This is a genomic window from Mesorhizobium sp. WSM4840 (assembly GCF_055811755.1).
In genome coordinates this window covers 29046-46769 of the sequence record NZ_JBVVQD010000031.1, presented here as the reverse complement: position 1 = coordinate 46769, position 17724 = coordinate 29046, and the positions used below count along the sequence as shown (strand labels likewise).

General features: G+C 61.9%; 6 protein-coding genes and 2 pseudogenes. 4 read left to right on the top strand and 4 right to left on the bottom strand.

Features of this window, described 5'->3' with window-relative positions; translation table 11 throughout:
• Nucleotides 1–453: 453 nt before the first annotated feature.
• The 4 genes from AC0L3I_RS29750 (at nucleotide 454) to AC0L3I_RS29735 (ending at nucleotide 14020) form a co-directional block, all read left to right on the top strand.
• The gene (locus tag AC0L3I_RS29750) at nucleotides 454–1722 is read left to right on the top strand and encodes an aminotransferase-like domain-containing protein (protein ID WP_473529256.1); all 1269 of its coding nucleotides are present in this window, start codon (nucleotides 454–456) and stop codon (nucleotides 1720–1722) included.
• Entirely contained in the window at nucleotides 1719–12641 is a 10923-nt protein-coding gene (locus AC0L3I_RS29745; RefSeq protein ID WP_473529255.1) for an amino acid adenylation domain-containing protein, read from the top strand. The genes AC0L3I_RS29750 and AC0L3I_RS29745 overlap by 4 nt, the downstream gene beginning before the upstream one ends.
• Before the next feature lie 211 nt (nucleotides 12642–12852).
• Nucleotides 12853–13464: a 4'-phosphopantetheinyl transferase family protein gene (locus AC0L3I_RS29740; RefSeq protein WP_473529254.1), complete on the top strand. Its 612-nt coding sequence runs from the start codon at nucleotides 12853–12855 to the stop codon at nucleotides 13462–13464.
• Between the two features lie 148 nt (nucleotides 13465–13612).
• Entirely contained in the window at nucleotides 13613–14020 is a 408-nt protein-coding gene (locus AC0L3I_RS29735) for a hypothetical protein (RefSeq protein WP_473529294.1), read from the top strand.
• Between the two features lie 247 nt (nucleotides 14021–14267).
• Here AC0L3I_RS29735 and AC0L3I_RS29730 read toward each other — a convergent pair.
• The 4 genes and pseudogenes from AC0L3I_RS29730 to AC0L3I_RS29715 form a co-directional block, all read right to left on the bottom strand.
• Nucleotides 14268–14413, bottom strand: a pseudogene (locus AC0L3I_RS29730) (alpha/beta fold hydrolase); the annotation flags it as partial.
• A gap of 20 nt (nucleotides 14414–14433) precedes the next feature.
• Nucleotides 14434–14946 (bottom strand): DUF192 domain-containing protein, encoded by a 513-nt coding sequence (locus AC0L3I_RS29725; protein WP_473529253.1) that lies wholly within the window; start codon nucleotides 14944–14946, stop codon nucleotides 14434–14436.
• A 173-nt stretch (nucleotides 14947–15119) separates the two neighbouring features.
• Nucleotides 15120–16745: an ISL3 family transposase gene (locus AC0L3I_RS29720; protein ID WP_473529252.1), complete on the bottom strand. Its 1626-nt coding sequence runs from the start codon at nucleotides 16743–16745 to the stop codon at nucleotides 15120–15122.
• Nucleotides 16746–16807: 62 nt separating this feature from the next.
• Nucleotides 16808–17588: pseudogene (locus AC0L3I_RS29715) on the bottom strand (Tn3 family transposase); the annotation flags it as partial.
• Between the last annotated feature and the right edge of the window lie 136 nt (nucleotides 17589–17724).

The following is a 17724-nucleotide window of genomic DNA, read 5'->3' as shown; positions in this document are numbered from 1 at the left end:
CGAACCTTCCTCAGATGCTTACGTCCAATGTCCGACAATGTCGGACACTAGTCATCTTAGTAGCGCCACGTAATTGTTACGATTTTTCCTTCGGCACGGCACTTGCCTGGACATGTGTATCTGGGTCGCGGTTGAGGAGAAATCGTCTTATGACTACCCAAAATCCAGTCAGTTCTAGGTGTGCGTGGACGCAGGTTGCCAGCTTCATAGGATGCGAGTCCTCTCGCTTTGAGGGGCGGCTCAGCTTCGAAGACATGCAGCCGCGCAGGATGGATTCATCAATCAAACGATGGGTGCTTTTTGATCAGCTTGATCATTCTGGCGAATAAACCGTGAAAATGCGTGAGCCCTTGGGCCTCAATGATGTCGTCGCTCTGAGACTGGTGTGGTCCTCAGCTCGCCAATAGTCCTACGCAGGGTTCGATGTTGGATCACAGATCGCAATGTTCAGTTATGAACTTTTTGAACGAAGTCTCGAGTGCGTTTCCCTCGGCAGTCTCGCTGGCGTCTGGCAGACCGAGTGAGCGGTTCTTCGACAAGCTCGACCCCCAGGTGCTGTTGAATGCGCTAGTGGTATATCAACGCTATTCAGCTGGCGGTCACGGGGGCGGGCAATTATTGTCGCACTTGCTGCAGTATGGACGAACCGCCGGCATTATCGGCGAGCTCGTTGCGCAACAGGTCCGGTCTGATGAGGGGGTTCCCGCGAGGGCGGATCGCGTACTGATCACCTCAGGATGCCAGGAAGCGCTCGCACTCTGCCTCGCGGCGCTGTGCCCTGAAGCTGCGGATGTGCTCCTAGTCTGCAATCCCACGTATATTGGTGCGACCGGTGCAGGTAAGGCCGCAAGGGTCGCCGTTGCAGCATTGTCCAACTCAGTGCCTTGCGTTGCAGAGGCAGTCGAACTCGCCGTCCTACAATTGCGCCGGAATGGTCGGAGGGCCCGCGCTCTATACCTCATTCCCGATTTTGACAATCCGACCGGCCGCGTCCTCGATAAGGCCTCACGATGCAATATCCTTCAAGTGTGCGCAAGAAATCGGATTATCGTTCTGGAGGACAATCCATATCGGCTATTTCGGTATGAAGGTGATGAGATCCCTCCGATGGCCGCTATGGATGAGGCAGGAAGTGTTATTTACCTGTCCACATTCTCCAAGACCTTGAGCCCAGCTCTCCGCGTGGGAGCTGCGATACTGCCCGATACAATATTTGGAGACGCGCGCGCTTGCCGGGCACTTTGGGAAAACCTGGTCCAACTCAAGAGTTTCATTACCCTCAATACAAGCCATATTACACAAGCGATTGTAGCGGGACTCTTGATGGAGCAGGCAGCAAGCTTGCGTGGCTGGATTCGCCCCGCGCTGGATTGGTATCGTTCAAATCGCGACGTCATGGTGCGTCAGCTGGACAGTGTGTTTTCGCCTTTCCCGGAGCAGATTCGATGGAATCGACCCTCTGGCGGCTTTTTCCTGTCTCTTGATCTTCCTTTCAGATTTGGCGCGGACAGCGTGGACGAGTGTGCAAGGTGTTACAATGTCATTGTTATGCCGATGAGCTTCTTTGCGTTGGATAACTCTCAAGACTGCCGGATTCGATTAGCATTCAGCGCGGTTACTCCTGAGCAAATCCGAACCAGTGTGACAGGTTTAGGCCGCTATGTGGCGCGGCGGTTGGGGAGGGAACTGCCCAGCTTAGTGGATGGACTGGCCGAGGGATGAAGATGGCACGTCACTCTTCACCGGAACGCGCAAGCGCTTGCGAACCAGGCGATCGGGATAGGCCACAACCTGCAGCGCGATCAATCTCCTCCAGCGTCTTTGTTGGCAATGGTACGCTTGCTATCAGCTGCGCGCAGCTGGCAATGGCGGTGGGCCACGACATTCGCGCAGTGCTATGTGGCGACGCTATATTCGCGGATTGGGCGGCTCGCGCCAATATCCCGTGTATTGCGAGTGTTGACGAGCTCTGCTCTCTTCTGAACGCGGAGCCGGTGGATTGGATTTTCTCCGTTGCCAATCCGCTTATATTGCCACCGGACGTGTTTGGGCGAGCGCGACAACGTGCTTTCAATTTCCACGACGGTCCACTGCCACGGTATGCAGGAACTCACGCGACGTCCTGGGCGCTGCTGGCCCAGGAGAGCGAGTATGCCATCACGTGGCATAGTATCGATGATGGTGTTGGTACGGGTGACGTCGTGGTTCAGCGCCAAGTGCTGATTGCGCCCACCGACACGGCGTTGAGCTTGAACCTCAAATGTTTTGAGGCTGCAGTCGAGGGTTTCCGCGAGCTTTTGACTGACCTCAAGAGCGGGAAGCTTATTGCCCATCCGCAGGCGCTGGTGAACAGAAGCTATTTTCCGAAACGTCGACGCCCAGATGCGGCAGGCTGTCTGCGATGGGATCGATCCGCGCAAGAGCTGTCAGCCATGACGCGTGCCCTAGACTTTGGCCCGTATCATCCCAATCCATTGTGTCTGCCCAAGGCGCTCGTAGGCGATGAGGTTGTCACTGTCAGACGCCTGGAGGTGTTGCCTCGACGCTCGGGCTTTCCCGCGGGTTCCCTGCTTGAAATCCACTCCAGCCACTGGCGTGTGGCGACGGGTACGCAGGATGTCGATGTTTGCTTTGGCGGCCCCAATGGTCAGCTGCTGGACGCGCGAGCCTTCGCCAGGCACTCCAATCTGGATGAAGGTGGTCGCCTGCCAATTTTGAGCGATGAACAAGCGCGGAGCATAACTGCCGCCCATGAATTGTTGGCGCCTTCAGAGGATTTTTGGCGACGGCGGCTTGAGCGATTTAAAACATTCCAGTTTCCTTTCCTGTCGTCGCCCGTGGCTGAAGCGCCGCCTAGATGGCAGTCGAGTTCGGGGGGCATTCCAAGTGCTTTGGCTAAGCTGTCGCCACTCGATCGCACGGAATACTTGGTAACGGCTTGGCTGATCTATCTCGCCCGCATCACGGGAGAAGCAGAGCTTCAACTGGGATGGACGCCTGCATCGGATAGATCGCAAGCCGGTTTAAAAGCGGTGGAGATGCTTATCGCCTCTGTCGTGCCGATGGAAGTTACCATTGATCTTGCACATAATTTTGAGGAAGTGCGCGGGGCGGTGGCGGCCGAATTCGCTCGGCTGACGGAGCACGGCAGCTTCGCGCGGGATCTTATCGAACGCTCCCCGACATTGCGAGGTGTGGAGGCACTACGATCACACCGGCCTTGGCCGATTGGCATCACGATTACAGCAGATAGCTGTTCTGCGGCTGGCGATCTAGCTTCGAACGCGAGTTCTGAGACAACCCTATCCGGTGATTTGCTGACATTCGAGCTTTGCACTCGGGATGGGAGCTTTCGATGGCACTTTGATGCAAGTCGATTGGCACCGGAGCAGATCGACCGCATGACGCGGCATTTGCAGAATCTGTTGTGCGCTGTGGTTGCCGATGCAGGGCAGCCGGTCGGCCGGATTGAACTGCTGTCGCCCGAGGAGCGGACCTACCTTTTGGAGGAGCTGAACCGGACGGCGGCGGACTATCCGTCGGATCTTTGCATCCACGAGCTGTTCGAGCAACAGGTGCGCCAGGCGCCCGAGGCGGTGGCATTGGTTCATGAGGGCGAGGCGCTGAGCTATGACGAACTCAACGCCCGGGCCAACCGGCTGGCCCACCATCTGATCGGGCTTGGGGTCAAGCCGGGGGATCACATTGCGACAGTGCTGGACCGCTCCGTCGCCCTCATGGTGGCGCAGCTGGCGATCCTGAAGGCGGGCGGAGTGTATGTGCCGATCGATCGCGGCGTTCCGTCTGAGCGACAAGAATGGCTGATGGCCGATTGTGCTGCGCGCCTGGTGCTTAGCGAGAGTGACGATGACGATCTGCTTGAGGTGACGATCCCTGTTCTGGCCATTGAGCCGCTCATGACCGGAGCAGGGTCCAGTGCCGATCCTGGCCTGGCATTGAGCGCCGAGGCTGCCGCTTACGTGATGTACACGTCCGGCTCGACCGGCCTTCCCAAGGGGGTTGTTGTTGCTCACCGTGCGGTCAACCGGCTCGTCATCAACAATGGCTATGCGCAGTTCAGCTCAAGTGATCGTGTGGCGTGGGTGGGCAATCCCGCGTTTGATATCAGTACCCTGGAAGTGTGGGCACCGCTGCTACACGGTTCAAGCCTGGTTGTGATTCCACAAATTGATGTGCTGCAGCCAGAGGTGCTGCGCCGTCTGGTTCAGCAGCATGGCATTACCGTCCTGCATCTGACAGCCGGGTTGTTCAGCCAGAGCGCTGATGATTTAGGCCCGGCGCTGGCAAGCTTGCGGTTGCTATTGGTCGGCGGTGATGCGGTTGATGTGGCGGCAGTAGCACGGGTCTTGAGGGGGAACCGACCGCAGCATCTCTTGCACTGCTACGGTCCGACCGAGACGACGACCTTTGCGACAGTCTGCGAGATTACCGCGATTGATGAGACGTTTGGCCGGCTCCCGATCGGGCGTCCGATTGCGAACATGCGGGTGTATCTGCTGGACGGTCATGGTGCTCCTGTGCCGTTCGGGGCGGTGGGCGAGCTCTATATCGGCGGGGCGGGGGTTGCGCGTGGCTACCTGAACCGGCCTGATCTGACGGCGGAGCGGTTCATCGCCAGTCCCTTTGTGGAAGGCGATCGGCTGTATAAGACCGGCGACCTGGCGCGTTATCTGCCGGACGGCAATCTGGAGTTTTTGGGCCGCAACGACGACCAGGTGAAGATCCGCGGCTTCCGCATCGAGCCGGGCGAAATCGCGGCGCGGCTCATCGAGCATGCCTGGGTGCGCGAGGCGGTGGTGGTGGCGCACGAGGACCGCGCCGGCGACAAGCATCTTGTCGCCTATGTCGTGTGCGCGCCGGAGGCCGGCTCGGACGACGATGGAGGCGCGCTTGCCGGCGCCTTGCGCGCGCATCTGGGCGGGCGGCTGCCGGACTACATGGTGCCGTCGGCCTTCGTGCGGCTGGATGGGCTGCCGCTGACGCCGAACGGCAAGCTCGACCGCCAGGCGCTGCCGGCCCCCGACGACGATGCCTATGCGCGCACCGCCTATGAAGCGCCGCAGGGCGAGGTCGAGACGCTGCTGGCCGGAATCTGGCAAGAGCTGCTCGGCCTCGAGCGCATCGGGCGCCACGACAACTTCTTCGAGCTCGGCGGCCACTCGCTCCTGGCCGTGCAGTTGATGGAGCGGCTGCGGCAGTTGTCGCTTGGGGTGGAGGTGCGCACCCTGTTCGCCAGCCCGGTGCTTTCCGATCTTGCCGCAAGCCTTGGCAGCCATCGCGAGGTGGCGGTGCCGGCCAACCTGATCGGCGAGCAGAGCACGGCGATCACGCCGCAGATGCTGCCGCTCATCGATCTTACCCAACAGGAGATCGACCAGATCGTCGCCACGGTGCCGGGCGGGGTCGCCAACATCCAGGACATTTATGGCCTGTCGCCGCTGCAGGACGGCATCCTGTTCCATCATCTGCTGGCGACGAAGGGCGATCCCTACCTACTGGTCTCGCAGATGGCGTTTGCCGAGCGCGGCCTGTTGGAGCGCTATCTTGGCGCGGTTCAGCAGGTGGTGGGCCGGCACGACATTCTGCGCACGGCCTTTGTCTGGGAGGGGCTGTCGAGCCCGGCCCAGGTGGTGTGGCGGCGTGCGCCGCTGGAGGTGAGCGAGGTCGAGCTGGATGCCTGTGACGGTTCCGGCGCCGAGCAGCTCAGGCGCCGGTTCGATCCGCGCCAGTACCGCATCGACCTTGGCCGGTCGCCTCTGTTGCGGTTTGTGATCGCGCGCGAGCCGGGCAGCACACGCTGGCTGCTGCTGGAGTTGCAGCACCATCTGATCGGCGATCACACGACGCTGGAGATCATGCATGCCGAGGTGCGGGCCGTGCTCCAGGGTCGCGGGCATGAGCTTGCCGCGCCGCAGCCCTTCCGCAATCTGGTGGCGCAGGCGCGGCTTGGGGTTGATGCCAAAGCGCATGAAGAGTTCTTCCGGGGGCTGCTGGCCGACATCGACGAGCCGACCATGCCGTTCGGGCTGAGCGAGGTCTACGGCGACGGCAGCGGGGTCGGCGAGGCGCACCGGATGCTGCCGCAGGCGCTCAACGATCGGCTGCGGGCCCAGGCGCGGCGGCTGGGGGTGAGCCTGGCCAGCCTGTGCCATCTGGCCTGGGGTCAGGTGGTGGCGCGCAGCAGCGGCCGAGAGCAGGTGGTGTTCGGCACGGTGCTGTTCGGCCGAATGCATGCCGGTGCCGGGGCCGACCGCGCCATGGGCCTGTTCATCAACACCCTGCCTGTGCGCCTCGACCTCGACGGCACCGGAGTTGAGGAAAGTCTGCGTCTCACCCATGCCCGTCTGGCCGAGCTGCTCTTACACGAGCCTGCCTCGCTGGCGCTGGCGCAACGCTGCAGCGGCGTTGCGGCGCCGGCACCGCTGTTCAGCGCGCTGCTGAACTACCGCCACAACACGCCGGCGGCCATGGCCGCCTCCGGCACGGATGATGGTCTGTCCGGCGTGGAATGGCTGGGCAGCGAGGAGCGCACCAACTATCCGCTGACGCTGTCGGTGGAGGATTTTGGCGAGGCGCTCGGCCTCACCGCACAGGTGGCGGAGCCGATCTCTGCGGATCGGGTCTGCGGCTACATGCAGCGGGCGCTCGAAGCGCTGTCGGAGGCATTGGAGCAGGCTCCCGACAGGCCGGTGCGCGCGCTCGACATTCTTCCGCCCGAGGAGCGGACCTATCTTTTGGAGGAGCTGAACCGGACGGACGCGGACTATCCGTCGGGACTTTGCATCCACGAGCTGTTCGAGCAACAGGTGCGCCAGGCGCCCGAGGCGGTGGCATTGGTGCATGAGGACGAGGCGCTCTCCTATGGCGAGCTCAACGCCCGGGTCAACCGGCTGGCCCATCATCTGATCGGACTGGGGGTGCGTCCGGACGAACGGGTGGCGATCTGCATGGAGCGCAGCCCGGCGATGGTGGTGGGGCTGCTGGCGATCCTCAAGGCGGGCGGTGCCTATCTGCCGCTGGACCCGGCCTATCCGTGCGCGCGGCTGCGGCAGGTTCTCGGCGATGCCACCCCGCGGCGGCTGCTTTGCGATGCGGCCGGCCGCACAGCTCTCGGCGCGGAGGCGCTGGCCGATGTGAGCGTGGTCGATCTGGAGACGGCGACCCCGGCCTGGGCCGAACTGCCCGCCTGCGATCCCGAGCCGCGCGCCCTTGGCCTGACCTCACGCCATCTCGCCTATGTCATCTACACCTCAGGCTCAACCGGAACCCCAAAGGGCGTCATGGTCGAGCACCACAGCCTGGTCAATCTTACAGTATGGCATGTGCAAAGGTTTTGTCCGCAACCAGAAACCTGCTGCACACTCACGGCGGGAGTGGCATTCGATGCCAGTGCTTGGGAGCTATGGTCTGCATTATCCAATCGTAGCGCATTGCTGCTCCCGCCCAGAGCAGCAGGAGGAGATCCCCTGCTTCTACTGCAATGGTGGCGTGATCAATCGCTGGAGACCGCCTTTTTAGTCACGCCGCTGGCTACAACCGCGTTAGAAGACAAGCTGATAAATCCCACGTTGGGGTACTTGCTTATCGGTGGTGATCGTCTCCAGCGTGTGCCTTCCCTGGAACCGTCGCCTTTCAAGTTAATAAACAACTATGGTCCGACGGAAGTTACCGTCGTGGCAACCTCGGGACGTCTCTTCAGTGACAACGTTGTGCCGCATATCGGCCGCCCGATTGCGAACACGCGGGTGTATCTGCTGGACGGTCATGGCGCGCCGGTGCCGTTCGGGGCGGTGGGCGAGCTTTACATTGGCGGGGCGGGCGTTGCGCGTGGCTATCTGAACCGTCCCGAGCTGACGGCGGAGCGGTTCACCGCCAGCCCCTTTGTGGAAGGCGACCGGCTGTACCGGAGCGGCGATCTGGCGCGTTATCTGCCGGACGGCAATCTGGAGTTTTTGGGCCGCAACGACGACCAGGTGAAGATCCGCGGCTTCCGCATCGAGCCGGGCGAAATCGCGGCGCGGCTCATCGAGCATGCCTGGGTGCGCGAGGCGGTGGTGGTGGCGCACGAGGACCGCGCCGGCGACAAGCATCTTGTCGCCTATGTCGTGTGCGCGCCGGAGGCCGGCTCGGACGACGATGGAGGCGCGCTTGCCGGCGCCTTGCGCGCGCATCTGGGCGGGCGGCTGCCGGACTACATGGTGCCGTCGGCCTTCGTGCGGCTGGATGGGCTGCCGCTGACGCCGAACGGCAAGCTCGACCGCCAGGCGCTGCCGGCCCCCGACGACGATGCCTATGCGCGCACCGCCTATGAAGCGCCGCAGGGCGAGGTCGAGACGCTGCTGGCCGGAATCTGGCAAGAGCTGCTCGGCCTCGAGCGCATCGGGCGCCACGACAACTTCTTCGAGCTCGGCGGCCACTCGCTGTTGGCGGTGCAGCTGATGAGCCGGTTGCCGCAGGCCGTCGGTGTCGAGCTGCCGCTGGCCACGCTGTTCGCCAGGCCGGTGCTTTGCGATCTGGCGGCAAGCATCGTTGAGGATTTGAGCCGCTCCGGTCCGCAAGACCTGCCGGCGATTGTTGCCGTGTCGCGCGACGAGCCGCTTGCGCTGTCGTTCGCGCAGCAGCGGCTGTGGTTCCTGGCGCAGCTCGACGAGGGCAGCACCAACTATCATGTTCCATTGGCCTTGCGGCTGCGGGGGGTGCTCGACCGCGTCGCCTGGCAGCGCAGCCTTGACCGTCTGTTTGCCCGTCACGAGGCGCTGCGCAGTGTCTTTGTCGCACCGGAGGGCCAGCCCAGGGTCGAGGTGCTGCCGGCCGATGCCGGGCTGCCACTGGTCGAGCACGATCTATCCGGCCGGGCCGATGCTAAGGTGGCGCTTTCGGATCTGTGCCGTGAAGAGGCGCACCTGCCGTTCGATCTTGCGCGCGGGCCGCTGATGCGGGCGCGTTTGATCCGGCTGGCGGACGAGGAGCACGTCTTCCTGCTGACCCAGCATCACATCGTCTCCGACGGCTGGTCGAAGGGCGTCTTGATGCGTGAACTGAACAGCTTTTACCGGGCGTTTGTGGCCGGGCAGGACGACCCGCTGCCACCGCTGGCGATCCAGTATCCGGACTATGCCGCCTGGCAACGGCAGTGGCTGTCGGGGGAACGGCTGCAGACCCAGGCGCAGTATTGGCGCAACGCCTTGTCAGGCGCCCCGGCCCATCTTGCGCTGCCGACGGACCGCGTCCGGCCGGCCCAGCAGTCGTTTGCCGGGGCCAGTGTGCCGATCGTCATCGATGCGGATCTGACGCGGGGTCTGAAGCGGCTGAGCCGGCAGCATGGCTCGACGTTGTTCATGACGGTCCTGGCGGCCTGGGCGGCGGTGCTGTCGCGTCTGTCGGGGCAGGACGACGTCGTGATCGGCGTGCCGAGCGCCAATCGAGGCCGGCGCGAGATCGAAGAGTTGATCGGCTTCTTCGTCAACACCCTGGCGCTTCGGCTGGACCTGTCCGGCGAGCCGAGCGTGTCGGAGCTTCTGGAACGGACGCGGCGCACGGCCCTGGCCGCCCAGGAGCATCAGGACCTGCCGTTCGAGCAGGTCGTCGAGGTCGTCAAGCCGCCGCGGGCCCTCGATCACACGCCGTTGTTCCAGGTGATGTTGGCCTGGCAGAACAATGCCGTCGAGTCATTGGACCTGGCGGGGCTGCGGGTGGAGGCTGCGGGGGAGAGGCTCGATCAGGTCAAGTTCGATCTGGAGCTGAGCCTTGGCGAAGATGGCGATCAGATCGCCGGATCGCTGCACTATGCCACGGCGCTGTTCGACGAAGCGACGATCGAGCGGCAGCGCGGCTATCTTCTGGCATTGCTGCGGGCGATGGTTGCCGATGCCGGGCAGCCGGTCGGCCGCATCGAGCTGCTGTCGCCCGAGGAGCGGACCTACCTTTTGGAGGAGCTGAACCGGACGGCGGCGGACTATCCGTCGGGTCTTTGCAGCCACGAGCTGTTCGAGCAACAGGTGCGCCGCACACCCGAGGCGGTGGCGGTGGTCTTCGAAGGGCAGTCGATCTCCTATGACGAACTCAACGCCCGGGCCAACCGGCTGGCCCATCATCTGATCGCCCTTGGGGTCAAGCCGGATCAGCCGGTGGCGATCTGCGTCGAGCGCAGCCCGGCGATGGTGGTGGGGGTCTTGGCGATCCTCAAGGCGGGCGGCGCCTATCTCCCACTCGATCCGGCCTATCCGGGCCTACGGCTGCGGCAGGTTCTCGACGATGCCGCGCCGCGGCTGCTAGTTTGCGATGCGGCCGGACGCGCAGCACTCGGCCCTGAGGCGCTTGTCGGTGTGACGGTGGTCGATCTGGAGACGGCGACCCCGGCCTGGGCCGAGCTGCCTGCTTCGGATCCCGAGCCGCGCGCGCTGGGCCTCACCGCGCGCCATCTCGCCTACATCATCTATACCTCTGGCTCCACCGGCACCCCAAAGGGCATCGAAATGCCCCACGGGTCGCTTATGAATTTGCTTTGGTCCTCGCCGGAGTTTGGTGCGCCAAAACGACGTACACTTCAGTTCACGACTTTGAACTTCGACGTCTCGTTCCAGGAGTTATTCAGTTGCTGGAGGGACGGCGGGCTACTGGTGCTCGTGCAGGAAGAGACCCGTGCCGACTTTTCCGAGTTGCTGGACTTTGTGTGCAGAGAAGGGATCGAGCGGCTTTTCCTCCCATTCGTAGCCTTGAAACATTTTGCGGAAGCCTGGTGCGCTCGGGGAGCGCTGCTGCCCTCTTTGAAAGAAATTTATACAGCGGGTGAGCAATTGCGAGCCACCCCCGAGCTCAGGTCGTTCTTCGAGACTCACCCGAGGGCGAGGTTGATAAATCAGTATGGGCCTACAGAAACCCACGTTGTCACGGAGCACCGCCTCGTGGCTGATCCATCATGCTGGCCGCAATTGCCTCCCATCGGCCGTCCGATCGCCAACGCGCGGATCTACCTGCTGGATGCTCACGGCGCGCCGGTGCCGGTGGGAGCAGTTGGTGAGCTCTATGTTGGCGGGGCCGGCGTTGCGCGCGGCTACCTGAACCGTCCCGAGTTGACGGCGGATCGGTTCACCGCCAGCCCGTTTGTGGAGGGCGACCGGCTGTACCGGAGCGGCGACCTGGCCCGCTACCGGCCGGACGGCAATCTGGAGTTTTTGGGCCGCAACGACGACCAGGTGAAGATCCGCGGCTTCCGGATCGAGCCGGGCGAGATCGCCGCCCGGCTTTGCGAGCACGAGCTTGTCGGCGATGCGGTGGTGGTGGCGCGCGCCGATCGGACCGGCGACCAGCGGCTCGTCGCCTATGTGGTGGCGAAGCCGGCGGACGGCTCGGAGGGCGCCGATGGCGGCACGCTTGCCGGCGCCTTGCGCGCCCACCTGGGCGGGCGGCTGCCCGACTACATGGTGCCGTCGGCCTTCGTGCGGCTGGATGGGCTGCCGCTGACGCCGAACGGCAAGCTCGACCGCCAGGCGCTGCCGGCCCCCGACGACGACGCCTATGCGCACACCGCCTATGAAGCGCCGCAGGGCGCAGTCGAGACGCTGCTGGCCGGGATTTGGGCGGCGCTTCTCGGGGTCGAGCGGGTCGGACGCCACGACAACTTCTTCGAACTCGGCGGCCACTCGCTGTTGGCCGTGCAGTTACTCAGTCGAGCATTAGATGTTGGGCTGAACTTTAGCGCCGCCGACCTCTTCCGAGCCCCTGTTCTGGAGGAACTTGCATCGAAGATTCATTTGGAGCCACAGCCGAGGACTCCGGGAGTGATTTCCGTACAAGCAACCGGATCGCAGCCACCGCTCTTCTTTGTCCCCTCAGGTTTTGGCGATTGTTCCTACGTCCTCAGGTTGGTGGAGGAAATGGACGTAGACTGTCCCGTCTACGCTCTGCCATGGCCCCCCTTCAATAACCTTTGTCCACCAACTCTTGAGGCGATAGCCGCGGAGACCCTCGTGGCGATTAGAAAGATCCAGCCGCAGGGTCCGTATCGCTTTGCTGGATACTCATCAGGCGGAATCTTGGCTTACGCCATAGCCCAGCTCTTACTGGGTCGCGATGAGGCTATATCTTTCATGGCATTGATCGATGTTACGCTACCTGCAAACTTGACAAAGATATCACCCATCCAAATGGTACGAGACGTGGTGCTGGATTCTTTTGAACCCTTAGATGATGAGAGCTTCGAAGTGTTGGAGCAATTTGCTGGACAAAGTTCAATCGCTCGGCTGCTTGAAAAGGCGCAGCAAATCGGGGCGATACCTCTGGATCGTGATCTCCATACCGATGTTTTGATGTATAAAAGGATCGCCCGGTTTCACGAGGCGCTGCAGGCGTACCAAATCCCAACCCTGCCAATTGAGATACATCAGTTTTATGCCACCGAGGCTCTCTTCAGTTCTCGGGCACGACAAGCTGAAAGTTCATTATGCCCAGAGGCACGTTCGCCCATGCGCGGCTGGGACCGAGTCTTGAGTCCGGAGGCCATTACTGCCGTACCGATTGGAGGCGACCACGTGACGATGATGAGTGTTCTGGAAAACCGCAAGGCTATGGCCCGAGCTATTTCTACGCCCTTAGCCGGGGTTCTTGAAAAAGATCCCTAGCGAACTGCACCGAAGGTTCTGGCACCCAGACGAGGTTCAGTCTCGGATCGCGACAACCCCCAAATGTCGGAGAGTTCTGGCTCGGTGATCCAAAGATGGGAAGCATATTTGGTCTGCCGCCGCTGCTGGTCGACGAGCGAGTCGAGCAATTTCAAGGCCAAGCTGCATGGGCTGAGCTTCTCATCCGAAGAGCTCAAAGGGACCAGATAGAATGGAGACTATCACCATTGATCAACAGAACATTCTCGTCGGCATCCGTCCAATAGAACCGGGTGACGAATCCACCTTGTACGATTCCGAAGTTACCTCGTTGGGACGCGCTGTTACGAAAGTTCGCCGCCAAAGCGGTGCTGCAAGAGTAGTCGCCAGAACACTCCTTGGGCAACTGGGATTCCCACTACTGCCGATCCTAAAGACGCGCTCTGGTGTTCCGATCTGGCCACCCGGCGTCGTCGGATCTTTGGCGCACCACGATACCGTAGCAGCCGCCGCCATTGCTGGGACGAAAAGGATTGCGGCTCTCGGCATCGACATTGAGCCTAATGAACCTCTGCCGGCGAACCTGATCGAATTCATTGCCACCCCTAACGAGCAACGCATGTACGATCTACAGCTGCTCGAGCGGCGGGACCTCTTCGTTTTGAAGGAGGCGGTATATAAGGCGTATTTTCCACTGCACAATCAGTTCATTGAATTCCAGGACGTGGAAATTGATATCTCTGCACGATTAGGGTACGTGGCGAAGGCAAATTGCAGGTTTTCGCTTGAGTTACTTATTTCCAACAATGTAATCGGGTTGGCGTACATGGCCGACATGCGGTGACCTTGCCCCGCTGATCTAATCCGGTTGACGTTCGTTCTGGCCCATCGAGAGGACCAAGACATGAAACGCAATAAAGGCTGCGTGTCGCTGGGACAGCTCTTGTTCTGGCCCCATCAAGGAAGCCCTGCAGATCGGCGCGGAAATCCGGATGCGAAACTTCGCGACAATGGTTTTCGCCGACGGCGAGCGCTATTCGGCCTGCGGCCTGATCTGGGTATCGGGTGCCAGGCGCTACATGTCGCCGAGTTCGAAGATCGGCTTCCATGCGGCTTACCGAGACGAGAAGGGCGAATATCGCGAGAGCGGTGTCGCGAATGCCGAAATCGGCTCCTACCTGACGCATCTTGGTGTGCGGATCGAAGTCATTCGCTTCTTCAGGATCGCTGGGCCGAACGACTTCCTGATGCTCACGCCGGAGCGGGCGCGGGCACTAGGCATCGAGGTGTTCGAGCAGGACGGCATGAACGCGGGACGGTGTCAGCGCCTACACGCAGGCGCTGCGGTACGGCCTGCCGGAGGTCGCCGCCGCGCTCGAAAGAGCAGGTGTTACTGCTGACCTTGACGATGAGGACCTCTTGTGGCCGCCTGCGCGAGCAATGACGCGGCGGCGGCCCGGCGCATCGCGCGCCAGTCCGGCATCGCCAGGTAACACGGGGTGGTTCAGGGCGCTCGAGATCCCGAACATCCGGATTGCGTCCTTGTCGCCGGCAAGCGCAGACGGTTCTCCGAGGATGTGGCAGCGTACCTTCTGGAGAGAGGTTCCGAGCCCTCAGGCTAGCAGTCGTCGAAACAGACAGGGCGAAGATCGCCTTGAACCAGCCGGGCGACACCCAATTGACGTAATGGGTCGAGGCGAAGCCATGGATCATGAGCACCGGATCGCCCTGCCCGATGCCGGCTGGCGGTCGAGGAAGGCAAGGTCAAAACCGTCATGGGAGAAAAACTGCATCTGCGATCGATCCTGCGCGTTCAGTTGTGCGCAGTGCCGATTGCCGGGTGACGCAACAAATCGCCGTCCGCGATGCCGCTCCTGGCTGCCGTGCCTGCCTTGAGCTCGAGCACGAAGCGAACCGGCTCGCCGGGCGAGATCATCGCCTCGGATTGCGGCTTGCCTTGCTTGATCGCCCGGATCCTGCCGTCCTGGCCGACAAAGATCAGGTCGAGCGGCATCGGCGTGTTCTTCATCCAGAAGCTGACATCCTGAGGCTCCTCGAACACGAACAGCATGCCACGATCGTCGGCCATCTCCTCGCGAAACATCAGGCCGGCGTCGCGCTCGGCCGAGGCGTCGGCGATTTCGACGGAAAAAGAGCGTTCGCCGCCTTTCGTCACCGCGACCAGCGGCTGCGGGTCGACGGCAAGGATCATCGCCCGGCTGTCGGCCGAAGCCGGTTGCTGGGAATGGAAGAAAGCGCCTGTGGCGACGACAAAGGCGATCGCGGCGCAGACTACGCCCGTTGTCAGCCAGTTCCTGTGAGTCATTCGAAATCCTCGACCGGAAATCGTCCTAGACCATGATCCCAAAAAGTGGAACCCTGTTTTTGCTGCGCTGACCTGCAGTTCGGAAAGATCATGGTCAAGCGAAAGAACTAGCTAGACTAAAGATTGGCAGGTTCGATGGGCCGATGTCGCTTGGCACTTAATTGGGTTCTCCCTCAATTTGTGTGGCGCGGTGGCAGCATTCGTGCTCTCAGCAGTTCGGGGCCTGCCCTGCCATACATTGCGCGCTTGAGGGTCTTGAGGCGGTTGATCTGACCTTCGGCCTGTCCGTTGCTCCAGGGCAGCGCGATGGCGTTGTTGACGGCATCGATGTCTCTGCGCAAAACACGGGCGAACCGCATAATCGGGATGAGTTCGGAGTCGATTGCATCGTCGATCCAGGGGTCCAGTGTTTCCGACCTCTTGCTGCGAAGGATGCCGTTGAAGCGCATTGCCAGGCGTCGCATCTTGGCGAATGCGTCAGATCCCTGCTTCAGGGCATCGACTTTCCTTGCCTGTCGAGGCGTCAGCAGGCCTCTTGGCTTTATGCACAGCGCCGCGGCAACAACTGGCGAAATCACGTGGCCGGTATCCGGATCTCGAACGGGTCCCAAGCTGAGCGCCATGGAAGGAACATCATCGACGCGCTCTCTTTCGGCCCGCCGCCAAGCTCCCAGCAGGCGCTCCAGATTGGAGAAGCTGCCGGTGTAGCCGCGCTGCTTGACGTCATGAAACAGATGCCGTCCGCAGCGGTTCCCCTCCTTCCAGCATTGGGCAAGGAAGGTTTCAAAATACCATGGTGATGTGTAGCTCAATGCTGCTCGCCGCCTATCTGGCGGAGCTTCGAATGCAAGCCACTTCACGATGCTTCGACGCTCATAGCCGGTCCGTCGTGCGATCTCGCTGTAAGACAGCCCGTCCTGGCGGAAGGCGTGGAGCATCTCGAATATTTCCTGGCGAGATTGCCTATGCGCGAGCCGGGCGCGACGGCGATGTGCCGCAGCGTCGACAATGGCGTCCTCGGACAGGATGGCTCTTCCTGAAGCACGGCCAGAAAGGCTCATCTGTTCCTCGATTGCCGTACGAAGATTCTGGACCAGATGAAACCGATCGGCCACCTGCCGGGCCTGAGGTGCGCCTTCACGGACGGCCTGCGCATACAGACCGCAGCGGTCTCGGCTGACGACCTCGACGGAGGGAGGGTTCCGCAGCCACCTGGCTGCACTATCGACACTTCGATCATCGAGAATGTCGACGACCGAGCGACGCTCGAGATCAACCATGATGGTCCCGTATCTTGTCGCTCGGCGCCAACTCCAGTCATCGATGCCGACCACCCGAATCTCGGAGGTGCAGTGAGTAACCGCGGCATCCCGCTTCAGTTGCCGCAGGATGGTGTCGTCACTGACCGGCATGCCGAGTCGTTGCATGAGGCGCTCGCCTGGACGGCCGCCGGCGCTATGGCCGAGCAGGCCGACAATTTCCGCGACCCTTGTCGTGCGGCGCGCATAAGGGGAAGCAACAGTCGGCAGTCGGTCGGTGAACGTTTGTCGCTCACATTTCTGATGTGCACATCGCCAGCGGCTCAGCAGGAGCTTCACCGTCACGGGCTTGCCCTGGACCGGCAGATCCTGAAGGCTGCGATTGGACCAGCCATGCCGACTTCGGCTTCGCCGGCCACAATCGGGGCAAATGCCGATTGCCGGTCCGGCAGCGGAAACAACCCAACTGTGATCATCAGTGAGCGCGACACCCAGAATTCTGACCCCTGGGCCCGGCGACCATTTCGATTTTGTTCGCATGCCCGCCCATAGCGATAGCGTCGCTAACAGCGGATGAACCACACAAATTGAGGAAGACCCTGTCGGGTTTGCGCATCGGTGATGCATGCTTGCGCCGCGCAATAGGTCTCCGACCGGGCATGGAACGTGCGCATCCAGCCGATCTGGTGAGCGCTGATCCCTTTGGATGCGCTCGCCATCCGTTTCGAACCGAGATTGGTCGCATCGGCCAGCACTCCGGCCAACATAGCCGTGACGTTCCTCGGAGTGTCGCCCGTGCGAACATGCGTGAAGCAATCCGCGAAGCCGGTCCATTCGTGCACCTCCCTCAAGAGGTCAGGCACTTCAACCAGCGGAAAAAGTTCGCTGATCTCGGATTCAGTTCCTCGGCCGCCGCCGGAACTCGCCAGCCGTTGGCGTCACGATCAAGGTACCGGCTTCAAGACGAACACCTTCGAGCTTACCGGACCGTGCCCTATGTCCCAGACGCTTCAGGTTGAAGTCGAGCATCTGACGCGCTTCGACAAGCCACTGCGCGCCGTCACCTTGGACGCCCAACCCGAGACGATCCTCCTCTTTCATTGTGGTGAATGTCGACCGCGGCATCAGATGCTCGTCGAGCGGCCGGAACGATCGGCTGCCGTCGACCCAAATGTCGGCAGAGCCAAGCCGGTCTCGCAAAGCCGCGAGCGTCGCAATCTCGTAGGTACGGCGATCAGGCTTTCCCTGTTCGAAGGTGAGCCGACGATCAGCCTGGCTGAGGTGGGTGACCGGGACGCGCTCGGGGAGTGCCCGACGGCTCTCGGCATACAGGCGTTTCAGGACCGAAATTGCCGCAAGAAGCGGATCGTGTCGCCGCGCCGAGCCGTTGGGCAGGAACGAAAAGGTAAGGTCGGTCCTTTGCCGATCGGTTCGGGGAACGGTATCGCACAGTGGGGGAGTACTTCGCTGCGCATGGCAACGCGGTTGCGATCGAGGACGTATCGCCCTGGTTGTTGGA

Bases quoted from the DNA above. Each gene is read 5' to 3' on its own strand.
- AC0L3I_RS29745 (WP_473529255.1), top strand. From the start codon at position 1,719: ATGAAGATGGCACGTCACTCTTCACCGGAACGCGCAAGCGCTTGCGAA.
- AC0L3I_RS29740 (WP_473529254.1), top strand. From the start codon at position 12,853: ATGGAGACTATCACCATTGATCAACAGAACATTCTCGTCGGCATCCGT.
- AC0L3I_RS29735 (WP_473529294.1), top strand. From the start codon at position 13,613: ATGCGAAACTTCGCGACAATGGTTTTCGCCGACGGCGAGCGCTATTCG.
- AC0L3I_RS29720 (WP_473529252.1), bottom strand. From the start codon at position 16,745: ATGCGAACAAAATCGAAATGGTCGCCGGGCCCAGGGGTCAGAATTCTG.
- AC0L3I_RS29725 (WP_473529253.1), bottom strand. From the start codon at position 14,946: ATGACTCACAGGAACTGGCTGACAACGGGCGTAGTCTGCGCCGCGATC.
- AC0L3I_RS29750 (WP_473529256.1), top strand. From the start codon at position 454: ATGAACTTTTTGAACGAAGTCTCGAGTGCGTTTCCCTCGGCAGTCTCG.